This is a genomic window from Rouxiella badensis, assembly GCF_026967515.2.
Lineage (GTDB): Bacteria > Pseudomonadota > Gammaproteobacteria > Enterobacterales > Enterobacteriaceae > Rouxiella > Rouxiella badensis.
In genome coordinates this window covers 3,436,561-3,453,634 of the sequence record NZ_CP114062.1, presented here as the reverse complement: position 1 = coordinate 3,453,634, position 17,074 = coordinate 3,436,561, and the positions used below count along the sequence as shown (strand labels likewise).

At 53.3% G+C, this 17,074-nt stretch carries 11 protein-coding genes; 3 read left to right on the top strand and 8 right to left on the bottom strand.

The annotated features are described in order from the left end of the window. The first annotated feature begins 346 nt into the window (after positions 1-346). Positions 347-835 carry a type 3 dihydrofolate reductase gene (gene folA, locus O1V65_RS15910; protein WP_017493388.1) on the top strand — a complete coding sequence of 163 codons (489 nt, stop codon included), beginning with the start codon at positions 347-349 and terminating at the stop codon, positions 833-835. Positions 836-922: 87 nt separating this feature from the next. On the opposite strand, the gene apaH is transcribed toward folA, so the two are convergent. The 6 genes from apaH to lptD form a co-directional block, all read right to left on the bottom strand. Then, positions 923-1,771 carry a bis(5'-nucleosyl)-tetraphosphatase (symmetrical) ApaH gene (gene apaH / locus O1V65_RS15905; RefSeq protein WP_269129874.1) on the bottom strand — a complete coding sequence of 283 codons (849 nt, stop codon included), beginning with the start codon at positions 1,769-1,771 and terminating at the stop codon, positions 923-925. 4 nt (positions 1,772-1,775) lie between these two features. Beyond that, positions 1,776-2,153, bottom strand: a complete 378-nt coding sequence (gene apaG, locus O1V65_RS15900) for a Co2+/Mg2+ efflux protein ApaG (protein ID WP_017493386.1) — start codon at positions 2,151-2,153, stop codon at positions 1,776-1,778. Positions 2,154-2,172: 19 nt separating this feature from the next. Beyond that, positions 2,173-3,006 carry a 16S rRNA (adenine(1518)-N(6)/adenine(1519)-N(6))-dimethyltransferase RsmA gene (gene rsmA / locus O1V65_RS15895; RefSeq protein ID WP_017493385.1) on the bottom strand — a complete coding sequence of 278 codons (834 nt, stop codon included), beginning with the start codon at positions 3,004-3,006 and terminating at the stop codon, positions 2,173-2,175. Beyond that, on the bottom strand, positions 2,999-4,051 hold the full coding sequence (gene pdxA, locus O1V65_RS15890; RefSeq protein ID WP_038328252.1) for a 4-hydroxythreonine-4-phosphate dehydrogenase PdxA: 1,053 nt from the start codon (positions 4,049-4,051) through the stop codon (positions 2,999-3,001). The genes rsmA and pdxA overlap by 8 nt, the downstream gene beginning before the upstream one ends. After that, on the bottom strand, positions 4,041-5,336 hold the full coding sequence (gene surA, locus O1V65_RS15885) for a peptidylprolyl isomerase SurA (protein WP_017493383.1): 1,296 nt from the start codon (positions 5,334-5,336) through the stop codon (positions 4,041-4,043). Before surA ends, pdxA begins: the two co-directional genes overlap by 11 nt. A 73-nt stretch (positions 5,337-5,409) precedes the next feature. Next, complete coding sequence (gene lptD / locus O1V65_RS15880; protein ID WP_017493382.1) at positions 5,410-7,761, bottom strand: LPS assembly protein LptD; 2,352 nt, start codon at positions 7,759-7,761, stop codon at positions 5,410-5,412. A 199-nt stretch (positions 7,762-7,960) separates the two neighbouring features. Between lptD and djlA the strand changes: the two genes are divergently transcribed. Next, on the top strand, positions 7,961-8,779 hold the full coding sequence (djlA, locus tag O1V65_RS15875) for a co-chaperone DjlA (protein WP_269129873.1): 819 nt from the start codon (positions 7,961-7,963) through the stop codon (positions 8,777-8,779). Between the two features lie 374 nt (positions 8,780-9,153). After that, on the top strand, positions 9,154-13,221 hold the full coding sequence (locus O1V65_RS15870) for an inverse autotransporter beta domain-containing protein (RefSeq protein WP_269129872.1): 4,068 nt from the start codon (positions 9,154-9,156) through the stop codon (positions 13,219-13,221). A 97-nt stretch (positions 13,222-13,318) separates the two neighbouring features. On the opposite strand, the gene rluA is transcribed toward O1V65_RS15870, so the two are convergent. Together rluA and rapA are read right to left on the bottom strand one after the other, a co-directional pair. After that, entirely contained in the window at positions 13,319-14,005 is a 687-nt protein-coding gene (gene rluA, locus O1V65_RS15865) for a bifunctional tRNA pseudouridine(32) synthase/23S rRNA pseudouridine(746) synthase RluA (RefSeq protein WP_017494193.1), read from the bottom strand. Next, positions 14,002-16,899 (bottom strand): RNA polymerase-associated protein RapA, encoded by a 2,898-nt coding sequence (gene rapA / locus O1V65_RS15860; protein WP_017494192.1) that lies wholly within the window; start codon positions 16,897-16,899, stop codon positions 14,002-14,004. Before rapA ends, rluA begins: the two co-directional genes overlap by 4 nt. Positions 16,900-17,074: the final 175 nt, after the last annotated feature.

Here is a 17,074-nt window from a genome sequence, read left to right as displayed (position 1 = left end):
CGATTTCGTTTGTATACTTAATCAGCCGAAACGTATTAATCAGTTTACATGGGGAACTATCTCCATGCTTGGCGTGGCATGATTGTCTGCCTCGCTCGCTAAGACTGATGCTTTGAGCGCCTTTCTTGCGCTGGAGTCAGTGTTTTATGCTGATGAAGTCCGGCTCTGCTAAGAGGTCTCTTATATCTTTATCTGAGCGCATTCTCCCTATCGACGGCGGATTGGGCTTTCCGTATAGTGTGGCTCTTTTCTGCCCCGACATAGAATCTGTTCCTGGTCTGCTGTATGTCGTCTGCCGGCGGAACCATGAATATGTTCTTATTAGCTCTTCACCAAAGGTTTCACGATGATTATCAGCCTGATCGCTGCAATGGCAGCGGATCGCGTTATTGGTATGGAAAACGCCATGCCCTGGCATTTACCGGCTGACCTGGCTTGGTTCAAACGCAACACCTTGAACAAGCCGGTTATTATGGGACGCAAGACCTTCGAATCAATCGGACGACCCCTGCCTGGCCGCCTTAACATCGTTATCAGCAGCCAGCCTGGAAGTCACGATGGCGTGACCTGGGTAACCTCCCCTGAAGAAGCACTGTCAGCGGCAGGAAACGCAGAAGAAGTGATGGTCATGGGCGGTGGGCGCGTGTATACCCAGTTCCTGAATCAGGCTAACCGCCTGTATCTGACCCACATCGATGCCGAAGTTGAAGGGGACACCCACTTCCCGGATTACGAGCCTGACGAGTGGGAAAGCGTGTTCAGCGAATTCCACGACGCCGATGAAGCCAACACCCACGGCTACTGCTTCGAAATTCTGGATCGTCGCGGCGAATAATTTCGCCTCGTTTGTCCTGATGCTATAAAGCAAAAAGGCACCCAATGGGTGCCTTTTTCTTTTTCATTCTGCCAGGGGAAAGGGTTTTTAAGACGCTTTTGGCGCCTGTTCTTTCTCTTTGCGGCGAATCGCTGGCTGCGTGAAATAGGTTTTATCTTCCCAGCGCAGCATCGTCATTTCGCCACCCCAGCAGCAGCCGGTGTCCAGTCCGTAAACGCCGGCCGGTGTGCCTTTGCCTTCGAGCGAGGCCCAATGACCAAAGATGATGCTGTAGCCCTGTTCCAGAACCGGGCTTGGCAGTGCAAACCACGGCTTAAGCGGGCGCGGCGCATCTTCCGGGGCGTCTTTGCAGATCATGTCCAGCTGACCGTTCGGGAAGCAGTAACGCATGCGGGTCAACGCATTGGTGCTGAAGCGCAAACGGGCGAGGCCGGTGAGTTCATCAGACCAGTTGTTTGGCATGTCACCGTACATGGCATCGAGGAACAGCGGATAGCTGTCGCTGCTCAGAATAGCCTCAACCTCGCGCGCACACATTTTTGCCGTCTCGACGTCCCACTGTGGCGTGATGCCTGCGTGTCCCATCACTAGCTTCAACTCGTCGTCGACCTGCAAGACAGGCTGGCGGCGCAACCAGTTGATAAGCAGGTCCGCATCCTCAGCTTCGAGTAGCGCAGTGAGTTTATCTTTGGGTTTGTTCGGCGTGATCCCCGCGTAAATAGCCAGCAGATGCAGGTCATGGTTGCCCAGCACCATGCGCACTGCGTCGCCGAGCCCCATCACGAAGCGCAGGACATCGAGCGAGGCCGGGCCTCGAGCCACTAAATCGCCGGTCAGCCACAGCGTATCCTGCAGGGGATTAAATTCTACCCGCGTCAGAAGAGCCTTGAGCTCATCCAGACACCCATGGATATCACCAATTAAATATGTAGACATAGTATTAATTTATCAGCGTAGGCAGCGAAAGGCGGAACACAGGGATATCCACATTGAAGGATTGATTCTGGTGATCGACCATGAGGTAGTAGCCTTCCATGGTGCCCATCGGCGTTTCAAGGATGGCGCCACTGGTGTAGTGAAATTCTTCGCCAGGCGCGATGACCGGCTGTTCGCCGACCACGCCTTCGCCCTGAACCTCTGTTTTTTGGCCGTTACTGTTGGTAATCAACCAGTAGCGGCCAACGAGTTGCACGCTAAAACGCCCCAGATTGCGGACAGTCACGGTGTAAGCGAACACATAACGCTGCTCTTCGGGAATAGACTGAGCTTCAATGTAAACACTTTGAACCTGAACCACGACTCGAGGCTGATTTAGCATAATGGAACTCCGGCTAGGGTTACTGTTCGTTGTTCTGCTGTTCGTTGCTTTTACGCGTCGAAAGCCAGTTGGCCAGCTTGCAGTACTGCTCGACAGAAATGTTTTCCGCCCGCATGCTCAGATCCAGACCCAGCTCTAACATCTGCTCTGGGGTAAACAAGTGACCCAGGCTATTGCGGATGGTTTTGCGGCGTTGGTTAAACGCATCGGTGGTCAGGCGTGCCAAAATACGGATGTCCGATACAGGGTAAGGAATTTCCGCATGCGGAGTCAAACGTACTACCGCTGAGTCGACTTTTGGTGCCGGAGTGAAGGACTCAGGCGGCACTTCGAGGACTGGGATCACGCGGCAATAGTACTGCGCCATGACGCTCAGACGGCCGTAGGCTTTGCTGTTCGGGCCTGCAACCAGACGGTTCACCACTTCTTTCTGCAGCATGAAATGCATGTCGCTGATTGCATTGGTGTAGGTGAAAAGGTGGAACATCAGCGGCGTCGAGATGTTGTAAGGCAAGTTACCAAACACACGTAACGGCTGACCCAACTCTTCAGACAGTTCGCCAAAGTTGACGGTCATGGCATCGGCCTGGATGATTCGCAGCTTGTTGGCAAGCTTCGGATTCACCTCGAGACGGGCCGCCAAATCACGGTCCAGCTCGATAACAGTCATGTTTTCCAGACGTGCGGCGACCGGCTCGGTCAGCGCAGCCAGACCGGGGCCGATTTCAACAACGGCCTGACCCGGCATAGGGTGGATAGCGGAAACGATGCTGTCGATGACAAACTGATCTTTTAAAAAGTTTTGTCCAAAACGTTTACGGGCGAAGTGGCCTTGGTGGACTCGATTATTCATTGCTGTGTTTTTTCACTACTGTTGTTGTCGTTGCGGACAGATTGTTGTCATTGCTGACTGAGGCCATGTTAATGGCAAGATTTAAAGCGGTGATAAAGCTGCCCACGTCGGCTTTGCCGGTAGCAGCCAGGTCCAGCGCAGTGCCGTGATCGACCGAGGTACGAATAAACGGCAGCCCGAGCGTGATGTTCACCGCACGGCCGAACCCCTGATATTTTAACACCGGTAAGCCCTGATCGTGATACATGGCTAATACGGCATCGGCATGCTGCAAATATTTCGGCTGGAACAGCGTATCTGCGGGCAGTGGGCCTATCAGGTTAATTCCTTTCTCACGCAGCGAATCAAGCGCTGGCGTGATGGTGTCAATCTCTTCACGGCCCATATGGCCGCCTTCGCCCGCGTGCGGGTTGAGGCCACAGACATAAATCTGCGGAGAAGCGATGCCAAATTTGGTCTTGAGGTCGTTATCAAGAATGGTGATAACTTCGTGCAGACTCTGGCGAGTGATGGCGTCCGAGACGTCTTTAAGCGGCAGGTGCGTTGTCGCGAGCGCAACGCGAAGCTCTTCGGTTGCCAGCATCATCACTACGCGTTCGCAGAGGCTACGATCGGCAAAGAATTCGGTATGACCGATAAACGGGATACCCGCATCGTTGATAATACTCTTTTGCACCGGACCGGTAATCAGTGCGGCAAATTCGCCATTCAGCGCACCGTCACAAGCGCGCGCCAGCGTCTCGACCACGTAAGGGCCATTGGCGACGTTAAGCTGGCCGGGAACGGCGGGTTCAGCAAGCTGAACGGGCAGGACGGTCAATGTGCCTGCTGCCTGGGGTTTGGCACAGCCTGGGCGATAGTCCAGCAGACGAATTGGCAGATTCAGCGCTTTGGCTCGGGCGAGCAGCAGCGACGGACAGGCACAAACGACAAGCTCAACGGGCCAGTCCCGTTGAGCCAGTGCAAGAACCAAGTCAGGTCCAACCCCGGCAGGTTCGCCGGGGGTAATCACCACTGATTGTGTCACGTGAGTTTTATTGTCCATTGCCATCCAGAATTTTCACGTAAGACTGTGCACGCTGTTCCTGCATCCAGGACTGCGCCTCTTCTGCGAACTTACGGTTGAACAGCAGACGATACGCTTTGTCTTTCAGCACGGCATCCGTTCTGTCGACCTGGCGGGTATCAAGCAACTGAATCAGGTGCCAGCCGTAGGAAGAGCGAACCGGTGCGCTAATTTCACCTTTTTTCAACTTCAGCAGCGCGTCGCGGAACGCAGGATCGTACATGTCCGGAGAGGCCCAGCCTAAGTCGCCGCCCTGATTCGCAGAACCTGGGTCCTGAGACAGCTGCCTGGCTTCGTCTGCAAAGTTGGCACGGCCGCTTTTAATCGCTGCCGCAACTTGTTCAAGTTTAGCCTGCGCCTGCGCATCCGTCATAACGACAGAAGTTTTCAGCAGAATGTGACGTGCGTGAACTTCGGTAACAGACACTTTCTGGTCAGCCTGGCGCAGATCGTTGACTTTCAGGATGTGGAAGCCCACGCCTGAACGAATAGGACCGACAATCTGGCCTTTCTTCGCATTGGTCAACGCCTGAGCGAACAGTGAAGGCAGACCCTGAAGCTTGCCCCAACCCATGTTGCCGCCGTCCAGCGCGTGCGGATCGGCAGAGTAGGTCATCGCCATCTTGGCGAAGTCGGCACCGTGGTTCAGCTCGCTAACAATCTTCTTCGCCAGCATTTCGGTCTGATCGACCTGATCCTGAGTCGGGTTCTGCGGCAGTGGCAGCAGGATGTTGCTGAGGTTGTATTCGGCCTCGTTATCAGTCTGCGCAGACAGCTGTTTCGCCAGTGCGTCGACTTCCTGCGGCAGAATAGTTACGCGGCGACGAACTTCACCGTTACGTACTTCAGAAATCAGCATCTCTTTACGGATCTGAGCACGGTATACGTTGTAGTTCAGACCTTCATAAGCCAGACGGCTGCGCAGCTGGTCGACGGTCAGGTTGTTCTGCTGAGCGATACCTGCAATAGCCTTGTTAACGTCATCATCGGTTAGCGTAAGGCCCATTTTTGAGGCCATTTGCAGCTGGATGTTATCCATAATCAGGCGGTCAAGGATCTGGCGGCGCAGCGTCTGGTCGTCAGGAAGCTGTTGTTTCGCTTCTTTTGCCTGCTGTTTGACGGACTGCAACATGTCATTGACTTCGCTTTCCAGAACTACCCCGTTATCGACAACGGCGGCAACTTTATCAACCTCTTGCGGTGCTGCGAACGCGGTGTTAGCACAAAGCACCACGCCGAGGAGAAGTGTTCTCCAGTTCTTCATACTTTTTCCATTTATTTAACCGCAAATGCGGGTTCAAGTTTCAAGTTTACTGAATTCAACATGCCGTCGAGCATCAGAATGCACGTTGATAAGGCAGTATGCCGCTGGCTAACATTTCTTTGGTTCCGAGGGTTTGATTACTACTCAGGCCACGAAGTTCAATGTTAAATCCAATGCGGTTGTCATAGATGCTCGTTTGGCTGGTTGAATCCCAGTCGGTAATCTTGCGTTCGTAGCCGAAGTTAACCGCCCAGCAGCAGGTGCTGTACTGAACGCCCAGCAACTGATCGGCTGCCTGTTTCGCCTTGGTGTCGTAATAGTACGCGGCCACCACGGCCCAACGGTCGGCGATAGGCCAGCTGGCAATGATACCTGCCTGCGAGATGCCCTGCTGATAACCCGGGTTGGTGAGGTTAGGAAGCGTTGCCTCAATATATTCCGGGCTGGCATAACGATAACTCAACTGAACCATTTTTTCCGAATCGGAGCGGTATTCCAACACGGCATCGCCCAGCGCCAGCGCGTCGAGACGAGTGTCGTACTGCAAGCCACCGCGGAAGGCCATGGTATCGTTGATTTTATAGTAGGTGTCACCGGCCCAGACCAAGCTGCCTGTGTCGTTGCTCTTGTCCAGGCTGCTGTCAGGATCACCGGTACGCGGACGGGTGAAGTAGTAGATCTGACCTGCAGACACGTTGAAACGCTCGACCAGATTTTCGTCATAGATACGAGAGGTCACACCGGACGCCAGCTGGTTAGCCGAGGCAATACGGTCAAGACCACTGTAACTCTGGTCGCGGAACAGACCGGTATAGTCGGTTTGCAGCAGCGTGGAGTCGTATTCCTCGATATCGCTCTGGTTGCGATACGGGATGTAGAGATATTGCAACCGCGGTTCCAGCGTCTGGGTATAGCCAGAGTTCCAGTCCATGGTGCGATCGAACACCATTTTGGCGTCGCTCTTGAACTCTGGCATGACGCGGTTCACCGAGCTCTTCAGATCAGAGTCCGGGTACAGGTCGTAATAGCTGTTGGAAATGTTCTGCTGGTAATGGGTGGCCATTACCTTGACTTCGTTATCCCAGCTACCCCAACGGTTGCTCAGCGGCAGGTCAATCTGCGGGGCAATGTGCCAACGCGTCGCGGACGGGTAGGCAGGGTTAACGTTGGTAAATTTGACAATCTGCCCGTAGGTATGGAAGTCGAACGGCCCCAGATCGTTTTTGTAGTAGTTGATGTCCAACTGCGGCATGGCGCGATAGACATTGGTCGCACTCGTCAAGGAGTCGGCGAAGATCTGGAACTGCTTGGTCGACAGCGTCACGTCCCAGTTTTCGTTGGCATAACCTACGCTGAATTTCTGCGTGGCATAGCCGTCGGTCGTGGAACCAAACTTGGAGTCGATATCGGTAAAGTAGTAAGGATCGCTGACCTTGGTGTAGTCAACGTTGAAGCGCCAGTTCTGATCGTAAACGCCGTTGTGGTTCCAGTAGAACATCCAGCGCTTGGTTTTATCGACATCTGGGTGAGCAGCCTCAACCAGCTTGTCATCAGCCAGGTAGTCGAACTCCATCAGACCGGCACCGAACTGCGTCAGATAGCGGAATTCGTTCTGCAACTGGGTTCCACGTTTACTCATGTAATGCGGAGTAATTGTGGCATCGTAGTTTGGCGCGATGTTCCAGTAATAAGGCAGCATGAACTCGAAGCCGTTCTTGCTGCCGTATTTTGCATTTGGAATAAGGAAACCGGAACGACGACGGTCGCCGATAGGCAACTGCATATACGGACTGTAGAACACGGGAACCGGACCAATGTGGAAACGGGCGTTCCAGATTTCGGCCAGCTCTTCCTGACGGTCTTCGATAACCGTACTGCCTACCACGCTCCAGCTGTTATCGCCGGGCAGGCAGGAGGTAAAGGTGCCGTTGTTCAGGATGGTGTAGCGGTTATTGTCACGCTGCTTCATCATGTCGGCCGTACCGCGGCCCTGACGGCCCACCATTTGGTAGTCGCCCTTTTCGACGTCGGTATCTTTGGTGTTCAGGTTGGAGAAGGCTTTTGGACCTTTTAACTTAACCTGATCGCTGAAATACAGCACATCCCCGGTCGCGGTGACCGTGCGAAGAGGCGTTGCCTCATTAGGATGAGAAATCTGGTTGAGTTGTACCTGATCGGCTTTCAGTGAGCTGTTGCCCTGATCGACGGTAACGTTACCCGTATAAAGAGCGCCGTTAGGATAGGTACCCTGTAGATTATCCGCCTGGATCTTGACCGGAAGCTGGTTAGGATCGCCTTGAACCAACGGCTTGTCATAGGTCGGCACGCCGAGCATACATTGTTCAGCGAGAGAGGCCAGCGCGCCCTGGCTATAAAGTGCCGTCCAAATCATTGTGGCCAGCAGGGTGGGGAAGCTTTTTTTCATACGTCTATTTTTCATACGTAAAATGTGTGTTCCGTCATCAGAGGCGTCATGCCGGCAAACGGTCAGAGACTATCTTACTCATCATCGTTGCGCTAGTGTTAAAATCCACAGGGTTAACGTTGTAGCCGTTAGGCACAACGGTAAATGCCGGTTATGATAAAGCAAATCTTACGCGACGGCATTGTGAATTGAGGAGTATATGCAGTATTGGGGAAAGCTGCTCGGACTTATCTTGGGCTTAATGTCCGGCATAGGCTTCTGGGGAATCGTATTGGGGTTGCTGATTGGGAATATGGTAGACAAGGCGCGGGCCTCCAAACGCCGTGGATTCTTCTCCGATCAGCAAACAAGACAAACAATTTTTTTCCGCACCACCTTTGAGGTGATGGGGCATTTAACCAAATCAAAAGGAAGGGTTACCGAAGCCGATATTCAAATTGCCAGCCTTTTCATGGACCAAATGCGTTTGCACGGCGAGCAGAGAGAGGCGGCGCAGCAGGCATTTCGTGTCGGTAAAGGCGGAAATTACCCGCTTCGCGATAAAATGCGTCAATTACGCAGCGTCTGTTTCGGGCGATTTGATCTGATCAGAACGTTTCTGGAAATTCAGATTCAGGCGGCGTTTGCCGACGGTTCGTTGCACCCTAACGAGCGTCAGGTACTGTACGTTATCGCCGAAGAGCTGGGCATCTCAAGACACCAGTTCGATCAGTTCCTCAGCATGATGGAAGGTGGCCAGCAGTTTGGTGGCGGCCAGCAGGGCCAATATTCGCACGGCAGTTATCAGCGTGCTCCGCAGGGGCCGACGTTGGCGGATGCGTGCAAGGTGCTGGGTGTGTCTGCGACAGACGATGCGACCACCATCAAACGTGCTTACCGCAAGCTGATGAGCGAACACCATCCCGACAAGCTGGTCGCGAAAGGCCTGCCGCCGGAAATGATGGAGATGGCCAAGAAAAAAGCGCAGTCGATTCAGTCAGCCTATGACCTGATCAAACGCGAAAAAGGTTTTAAATAAGCAACCGGTTTTGGCTGGCGCGCGCTGAACGCCGCGTGCGGCCAAAACCGCTTTCTAAACTCACCTCCTGCTTTCCCCCTAAATGAAATTAGAACTGAATCGTAATTCATGAAAATAATCACCTCGGCGATTCTTTGGCACTTTTCACCTCCCCATTTCTGCAAGGCATTGAATTTTCTTTGCTTAGAAAATGTCAGTTAAAAAACATTAAATAACTCGTTAACTATTGTTTAATATGGTTTTTTTATTAAATAATTAGAACTATCTTATTTCATTTCTTCGACATAACTTGACCCTTCTACGGCGCTTGAGGTGCAACGCCTCACATCGCTCATTCCCCTCTTCTTCGGGAAAGTTAAAAGGGACTTTAGATTATGGATACAGGCACTAACACGCTTCGTCAGGGGCTTTTTTATTTTCGGGTATTTTTAAGGCTGCTCGTCATTCTGCTCGTCTTGCCGGCAAACGCCGAATTACCCACTCTGCAACAGCCTGCGATGAGCCAAAATGAACAGGCTACGCGAGAAAGCCATGAAGCCCTGGCGGCGCAACATCTCTCCGCATTAGGGGGGCAGTTTGGATCGCTCGAGAGTCAATCTGGCGACAAACTGCTGAGTGGTTACGCTCAGGGGGTCGCGACAGGCCTGGCGGGACAACAGGCCGAAAACTGGCTGAATCTCATGGGGGGGTCTTCGCGCGTCAGTCTGGGGAGCAGCTTCGGGGCCTCAGAGAGCGAGATAGCCGCCGACGTGTTGATCCCATTTATCGATGATAAACAAAAACATCTGATGTTTAGTCAATGGGGAATTCGGCGCATAGACGGTCGGCAAACGCTGAACCTTGGGCTGGGTAGCCGCTATTTCGGTGACCAGTGGATGACCGGTGGGAATCTGTTTTTTGATAATGACCTGACGGGCAAGAATCGTCGCTGGGGAGCGGGCGTTGAATGGTGGCGCGATAATCTGCGCCTGTCTGCCAACGGCTATTTTCGTATTAGCAGCTGGCATCCGTCGCGAGACCTTGTGGAATACGATGAACGTCCGGCCAATGGCTGGGATCTCGAGGCCTCGGGCTGGTTGCCTGTTTATCCTTCGCTCGGCGCGAAAGTTAAGTACGAGAAATATTACGGCAACAACGTTGCGCTGTTTGGCCGCGAGACGTTGCAAAGCAATCCTGAGGCCATGAGCCTTGGCGCTAGCTGGACCCCAGTGCCGCTTTTGACCTTTGAGTTAGGTCATCGATTCGGTGCGCAGGGAAATAACTCCACCATCGGTATGATGATGAACTATGACTTTGGGCGCTCCCTTGAGGCACATTTCGAACCTTCTGAAGTCGCTGCTATGCGTTCGTTACAGGGCGGACGCTACGATCTCGTCTCTCGTAATAACCGTATTGTCCTCGACCATCGCAAAAAGAATCTGCTCTCCATTTCACTGCCGTCGAGTATTGAAGGAAACAGCCACGAGGGAGTGTCGATTGTCGCGCAGACCCAGGCACGACTCGGCCTGGCCCGTGTTGAATGGAACGCATCTACCCTGACATCCGCGGGCGGCAGCCTGACCAGCAACGTATCGACAGCGAAACTGGTGCTGCCTCCGTTTGGCGCGACTGAAGAAAACCGCTACGTTATCAGCGCTGTCGCACACGACAATCAGGGCAACGCCTCTGCACCTGCCTATACGACAGTCATCGTCAATGGACGAGCGCTAAGCCTGGAGAAATCGTCATTTTCTATCATCCCCGCCACCTTGGTTGCCAACGGGAACAGCACCGCAGAAGCCACGGTAACGCTGCGAGGAGAAGACGATAAAGCGCTAAGCGGCGAAAGTGTCACCTTACAACTGCAAGAGATCGTGCAGGCTCTGACCTCGTCGAGCGAAATCGTACATCTTGGCGAATTTACCGAACATCAACAGTCCGGCATTTACAAGGCCATTATCACGGCGGGTATGACGCCGGGACAGGTACGAATCCAGTCGAACCTTGACGACAAGAGTCTGTTTTCTGTTGATGTCATGCTTAAAGACAACGTCGTGCCTGCGAAAATAGAAAGCCTGACCGCTCCTGACGGTGCCAGTAGGCCTGTGGGGCAGTCCCTTAACGTAGAGGCGTTGGTTAAAGATTCACAGGGTAATCCTGTCAGTAATATTAAAGTTACGTTCAGTGGCCCAGGTCTGAATATTACGGATGAAACCCCCACTAACGAAAAGGGTGTTGCGACCGCCAGGGTCAGCAGTCTTGTCGCCGGTGATGCCACTCTCATGGCAAAAATGGAAAACGGCAATCAACAGACGTTGGAAGTCCACTTTATCGCGCCCGTTGAGGAAAACATTATCAGCTTGACTGCTCCTGACGGTGCCAGTAGGCCTGTAGGGCAGTCTCTTAACGTAGAGGCGTTGGTTAAAGATTCACAGGATAATCCTGTGAGTGATATTAAAGTTACGTTCAGTGGCCCAGGTCTGAATATTACTGCTCAAACCCCCACCAACGAAAAAGGGTTTGCCACCGCCAGGATCAGCAGTCTTGTCGCCGGTGATGCTACTCTCACGGCAAGGATGGAAAACGGCAGTGAAAAGACGTTGGAAGTCCACTTCATTGCGCCCGTTGAGGCAAAGGTTATCAGCGTGACCGCACCTCACGGTGACAGTAGTCTTGTAGGGCAGTTCCTCAACGTAGAGGCGTTGGTTAAAGATTCACAGGATAAACCTGTCAGTAATATTAAAGTCACGTTCAGTGGCCCTGGTGTAAATATCACTGATGAAACCCCCACTAACGAAAAAGGTATTGCGACCGCCAGGGTCAGCAGTCATGCCCCTGGTAATGTCATTCTCACGGCAGAGACGGAAAACGGCATTAGAGGGGCGTTGTTAGTCCATTTCTTTATCTCGCCGCTTGAGGCACAGATTACCAGCCTGACTGCACCTGACGGTGACAGTAGGCTGGTGGGGCAGTCCCTTAACGTAGAGGCGTTGGTTAACGATTTACAGGGCAATCCTTTTAATAATATTGAAGTCATTTTCAGTGGCCTAAATCTGGATATCACTGAGAATACTTTCACCAACGAAAAAGGGCTTGCGACCGCCAGGGTCACCAGCCTTGTGCCCGGTGATGTCACTCTCATGGCAAAAACGGCAAATGGCAGTACAAAGGCGTTGCCAGTCCACTTCACATTGCCTGTCTCGGTCACTGCATTTGAGGCGCAGTCCACGGGATCGGATGACGTTTTTACCGATAACGACAGCATTACGGTGGTGACAGTCACCAATAGCAAGGGACAAATGGCCGCTGGCGTGCCGGTCGAGCTGGAATTTGATCGCAAAGCTCTTAATGTGCGTACCGATCCGGTCAAGGGTATGACGACAAAAGACGGTAAGCTGATTGTTTACGCCAAAAGCCAAGGCGAAGGCACTTTCGAAATTAAGGCTAAAACCAAAGGCACCGTGGGTAAATCTAAAAAGGTCAGTTTTGAACAATGGGCCGAGGTCGCGAAAATCTTCACAGAGAGTCCTCTTTATCAGTACGCCGATGAGGATGGCAGAGATGCAGAATTTATCATTGAGGTTAAAGATAAAGCGGGAAAACCGGTGGCCAACCGTCTGGTCGAGCTTGACCTTGACGGTCGACTGCCTCTCTCAACCACCCCGTCAGACAGAAGAACCGGCAGCGATGGCAGGCTCAGGGTCTATGTGAAATCGCCCAGAAAGCCGGACATGATTGACTCATACCCGCTGAAGGCCAATACGCGCAATACTCCGCAGAAATCGATATATGTGCATGTGGTCAAGAGCGTTCGTCCCGAGTTTCAGCTTCTACCAAGCCTGTCACCGTCAGCGGATAGACCTGAGGAATATGTGCAAGGTAAAAGGGTACAGAATTATTCCTTACGTAGATCGCCAATAGGTGCACAGTTGAGCCTGACAGAATATCTGTGGTACCAGGCTGATGCTTCCGACGAATCGAAAACCAGCAAAATTGCCGGAGCAAACGGTGAATGGTATACGCTGAAAAAAGAGGATATTGGTAAACGTGTTTTTTCCTGTGCCATGATAACGGACGAGTACGGGTTAAAGAGCGATTGGAAATGCACAGAGAAAAGCCCAGTGGTGCAGGGCTTGAATGGCAAAGCCAACATCAAGCTGACCTATGACTATACGCTTAACGCGGGTGGTCCCTTTGCTAAAGACGATTATAGATGGAAGGCAAGGTTCACCAATGCCTCCGGGAAACCGGTTGCAAACGCAAAAATGTGTTTCCGAACTTCGGGGCGATTCGGCGGTGTCGACCAGAATGATGGCTATGTAGGTACAACGGATTTGAATGGGGAGGAAACAGGAGGCGCTACTCTTATGCGTGGTACCTGGACGCTTAGCGCCGCGCTGTGCCCAGATGGCTATGATTCGGTGGACTGGGGAAGCGTAACCGACCGTGTCAAAATGGAGTGATTTGTATTATCCGTACTTTACGTTTCAACTAAAAAAACGCCGTGTCATTGAGCACGGCGTTTTTATCTTTACTGAATCAATAGGCTGAGCGGATAAATTAAAAATCCGGCTCGCAGCTGAATGTCATCGGCTCATCGGTTATCGGATGATAAATCGATAATTCCTGTGCGTGCAGCTGAAGGCGCGGGGCCATTGCCAGTGCCTCGGGGTGCGCATAGAACTTGTCGCCCAAAATCGGGTGACCCAGCGCCAGCAGATGTACACGCAGCTGATGAGAACGGCCGGTCACCGGGCGCAGCTTCACGCGTGTGGTGCCGTCTGTATCCCACGACAACACTTCATACTGTGTCAGGGCCTTCTTGCCGGTCTCGTGGCAAACCTTTTGCTTCGGACGATTAGGGTAGTCGCAGATAAGCGGCAAATCGATAATGCCGTAGTCTTCTGCCATGTGCCCCCAAACCCTCGCAATGTAGGCTTTTTTGGTCTCTCGCTCACGGAACTGACGCTTGAGTTCGCGTTCGGCCTCTTTCGTCAACGCTACGGCAATCACGCCGCTGGTCGACAGGTCGAGGCGATGCACGGACTCGGCCACAGGATAATCGCGCTGGATACGAGTCATCAGGCTGTCATGATGCTCGGCCGCTTTGCCAGGGACTGAGAGCAGTCCGCTGGGCTTATTCACCACCATCAGATGTTCATCCTGAAACAGCACCGACAACCAGGGATCGGTCGGCGGATGATAGTTCTCAAGCGGCAGAATGTTAGACGGTGGTGGCGTTATCATTGATGGCTCACCACAATCAGGCGAATGGCATCGAGACGCCAGCTCGCATCGTTAAGACTGTTCAGCACCTGTTGGCGATTAGATTCAATCGACTCCAGCTCGTCGTCACGGATGTTCGGGTTCACTTCTTTCAGCGCCTTCAGGCGTTCCAGCTCGAGCGTCAACTGCTGGTCGGCTTCAACTTTAGCGGCTTCAATCAGCGCCTGTGCTTCTACAGCAACCAGCGGTTCAGCCTGTTGCAGCATGGCATGCACGTCTTGCTGCACGGCATTCACCAGCTTGCTTGAGTTATGGCGATTTATTGCATTCAGCTGACGGTTAAAGCTTTCAAACTCAACCTGCGCCGCGAGATTGGTGCCCTTACGGTCCATCAACATGCGTACCGGCGTTGGCGGCAGGAAGCGGGTTAACTGCAGATGCTTAGGGGCCTGACATTCCACCACGTAAAGCAGCTCGGCCAGCAGTGTACCAACCGGGAGTGCCTTGTTTTTCAATAATGAAACGGCACAGCTGCCGGTATCGCCGGAGAGGATCAGATCCAGGCCGTTGCGAATAATCGGGTGTTCCCAACTGATGAACTGTGCGTCTTCACGCGACAGAGCCTGCTCACGATCGAAGGTCACGGTACAGCCGTCTTGCGGCAGACCCGGGAAGTCAGGCACCAGCATGTGGTCTGATGGCGTCAGAACGATCAGGTTATCGCTACGGTCTTCCTGGTTAATCCCCACGATATCAAACAGATTGAGCGCGAAGTTCACCAGGTTTACGTCGTCGTCCTGCTCTGCAATCGCGGTTGCCAGTGCCTGAGCCGGTTCGCCGCCGTTGGAGTGCATCTCGAGCAGGCGGTCGCGGCCCTGTTCAAGCTGCAGTTTCAACGCGTCGTGCTGGGTGCGGCTGGCGAGGATGAACTCATCCAGACCTTCCTGTTCCGCAGGCGTTGCCAGGAAGCCAATCAGCTGCTCGTAGCTACTGTCGTAAATGGTGCGGCCGGTTGGGCAGGTGTGTTCGAACGCATCAAGGCCTTCGTGGAACCAGCGCAGCAGGATAGCCTGAGCGGTTTGCTCCAGATAAGGCACCATGATTTCTATGTTGTTCTGTTGGCCGATACGGTCTAAACGGCCGATACGCTGCTCAAGCAGGTCCGGGTTAAACGGCAGGTCAAACATGACCATCTTGCTGGCGAACTGGAAATTACGGCCTTCGGAGCCGATTTCAGAACACAGCAGCACCTGTGCGCCGTCTTCTTCTGACGCAAAGTAGGCGGCTGCGCGGTCGCGTTCAATGATCGACAGACCTTCATGGAATACCGCAGCGCGGATGGCTTCACGCTCACGCAGCACCTGTTCCAGCTGGAGCGCGGTGGCTGCCTTGGCACAGATAACCAGCACTTTTTTGTCGCGGTTGGCGGTCAGGTAACCCAATAGCCACTCAACGCGAGGGTCGAAGTTCCACCAGGTCGCGTTATCGCCTTCAAATTCCTGATAAATCTGCTCAGGGTAGAGCATGTCTAACGCACGAGCTTCCTGCGTCTTCTTGCTGCCCATAATGCCGGACACTTTAATCGCCGTCTGATACTGAGTTGGCAGAGGCAGTTTGATGGATTCCAGATGGCGGTCCGGGAAGCCTTTAACGCCGTTGCGCGTGTTACGGAACAGCACGCGGCTGGTGCCGTGGCGGTCCATCAGCATCGCAACCAGCTTCTTCGCGGCGTCTTCATCGCCTTTATTGGCCGCGGTCAGCAGGGCATCGACGTCGGCATTGCCTACGCTCTCGCCCAGCAGCGCCAGCGCTTCTGGCGTCAGCGGCTGCTTGTTCAGCAGCAGAGTGACGGCATCAGCAACAGGCTGATATTGCTGTTGTTCTTCCACGAACTCTTCGTAGTCGTGGAAGCGATCCGGGTCCAGCAGGCGCAGACGAGCAAAATGGCTTTCCTGACCCAGTTGTTCAGGCGTTGCGGTCAACAGCAGTACGCTAGGGATAGTCTGCGACAGCTGCTCAATCACCATGTATTCGCGGCTTGGCGCGTCTTCGCTCCACACCAGGTGGTGGGCTTCATCGACGACCAGCATGTCCCACTCGGCGTCGTTAAGTTCTTCCAGACGTTGTTTGTTACGGCGCACAAAGTCCAGGGAGCAGATGACCAGCTGTTCGGACTCAAACGGGTTGGTCGCATCGTGACGAGATTCCGCGTAGCGGTCGTCATCAAACAGAGAGAAACGCAGGTTGAAGCGGCGAAGCATCTCGACCAACCACTGGTGTTGCAGGGTCTCAGGTACGACTATCAGCACGCGTTCGGCGCGGCCTGACAGCAGTTGCTGGTGGATTATCATCCCGGCTTCGATGGTCTTGCCCAGACCGACTTCGTCTGCCAACAGTACGCGCGGCGCATGGCGCTGACCCACTTCATAAGCAATATGTAGTTGGTGTGGGATCAGGCTGGCGCGCATACCTCGCAGGCCGCCAAACTCAAGACGGAACTGCTCGCGCTGATACTTACGCGCACGAAAACGCAGCGCAAAACGGTCCATACGGTCAATTTGACCGGCAAACAGACGGTCCTGAGGCTTGCTAAAGGTCAGCTTGCTGTCGAGCAAGACCTCACGCATCGCGACACCTTCTTCCTCGGTATCCAGACGCGTCCCCAGGTAGGTCAGCAGACCTTTGTCCTCAACCACTTCTTCAACTTTCAGCTGCCATCCCTCATGACAGCTGATGGTATCGCCCGGGTTGAACATTACACGGGTGATTGGGGAATCATTTCTGGCATACAGGCGGTTTTCACCAGTAGCGGGGAAAAGCAGGGTCACCATACGCGCGTCCACCGCGACGACAGTACCTAAACCTAATTCGCTTTCCGTATCGCTGATCCAGCGTTGACCAAGTGTAAAGGGCATAATGTCTCTCTGTGCTTTGTGTCTGTGTGTCGGGCCGTAGGGCTGAGCCCCTAAACTTTATGTAATAGCTTTTCTTTCCCCGCCTGGAAGGCGTGGAGTCTTTAAATGTGTGAGGTTAGATAAGAAATGGGAAAGGGCGCTATGTTAATTGAAGGTAGGCCATTCGTCACCTTTC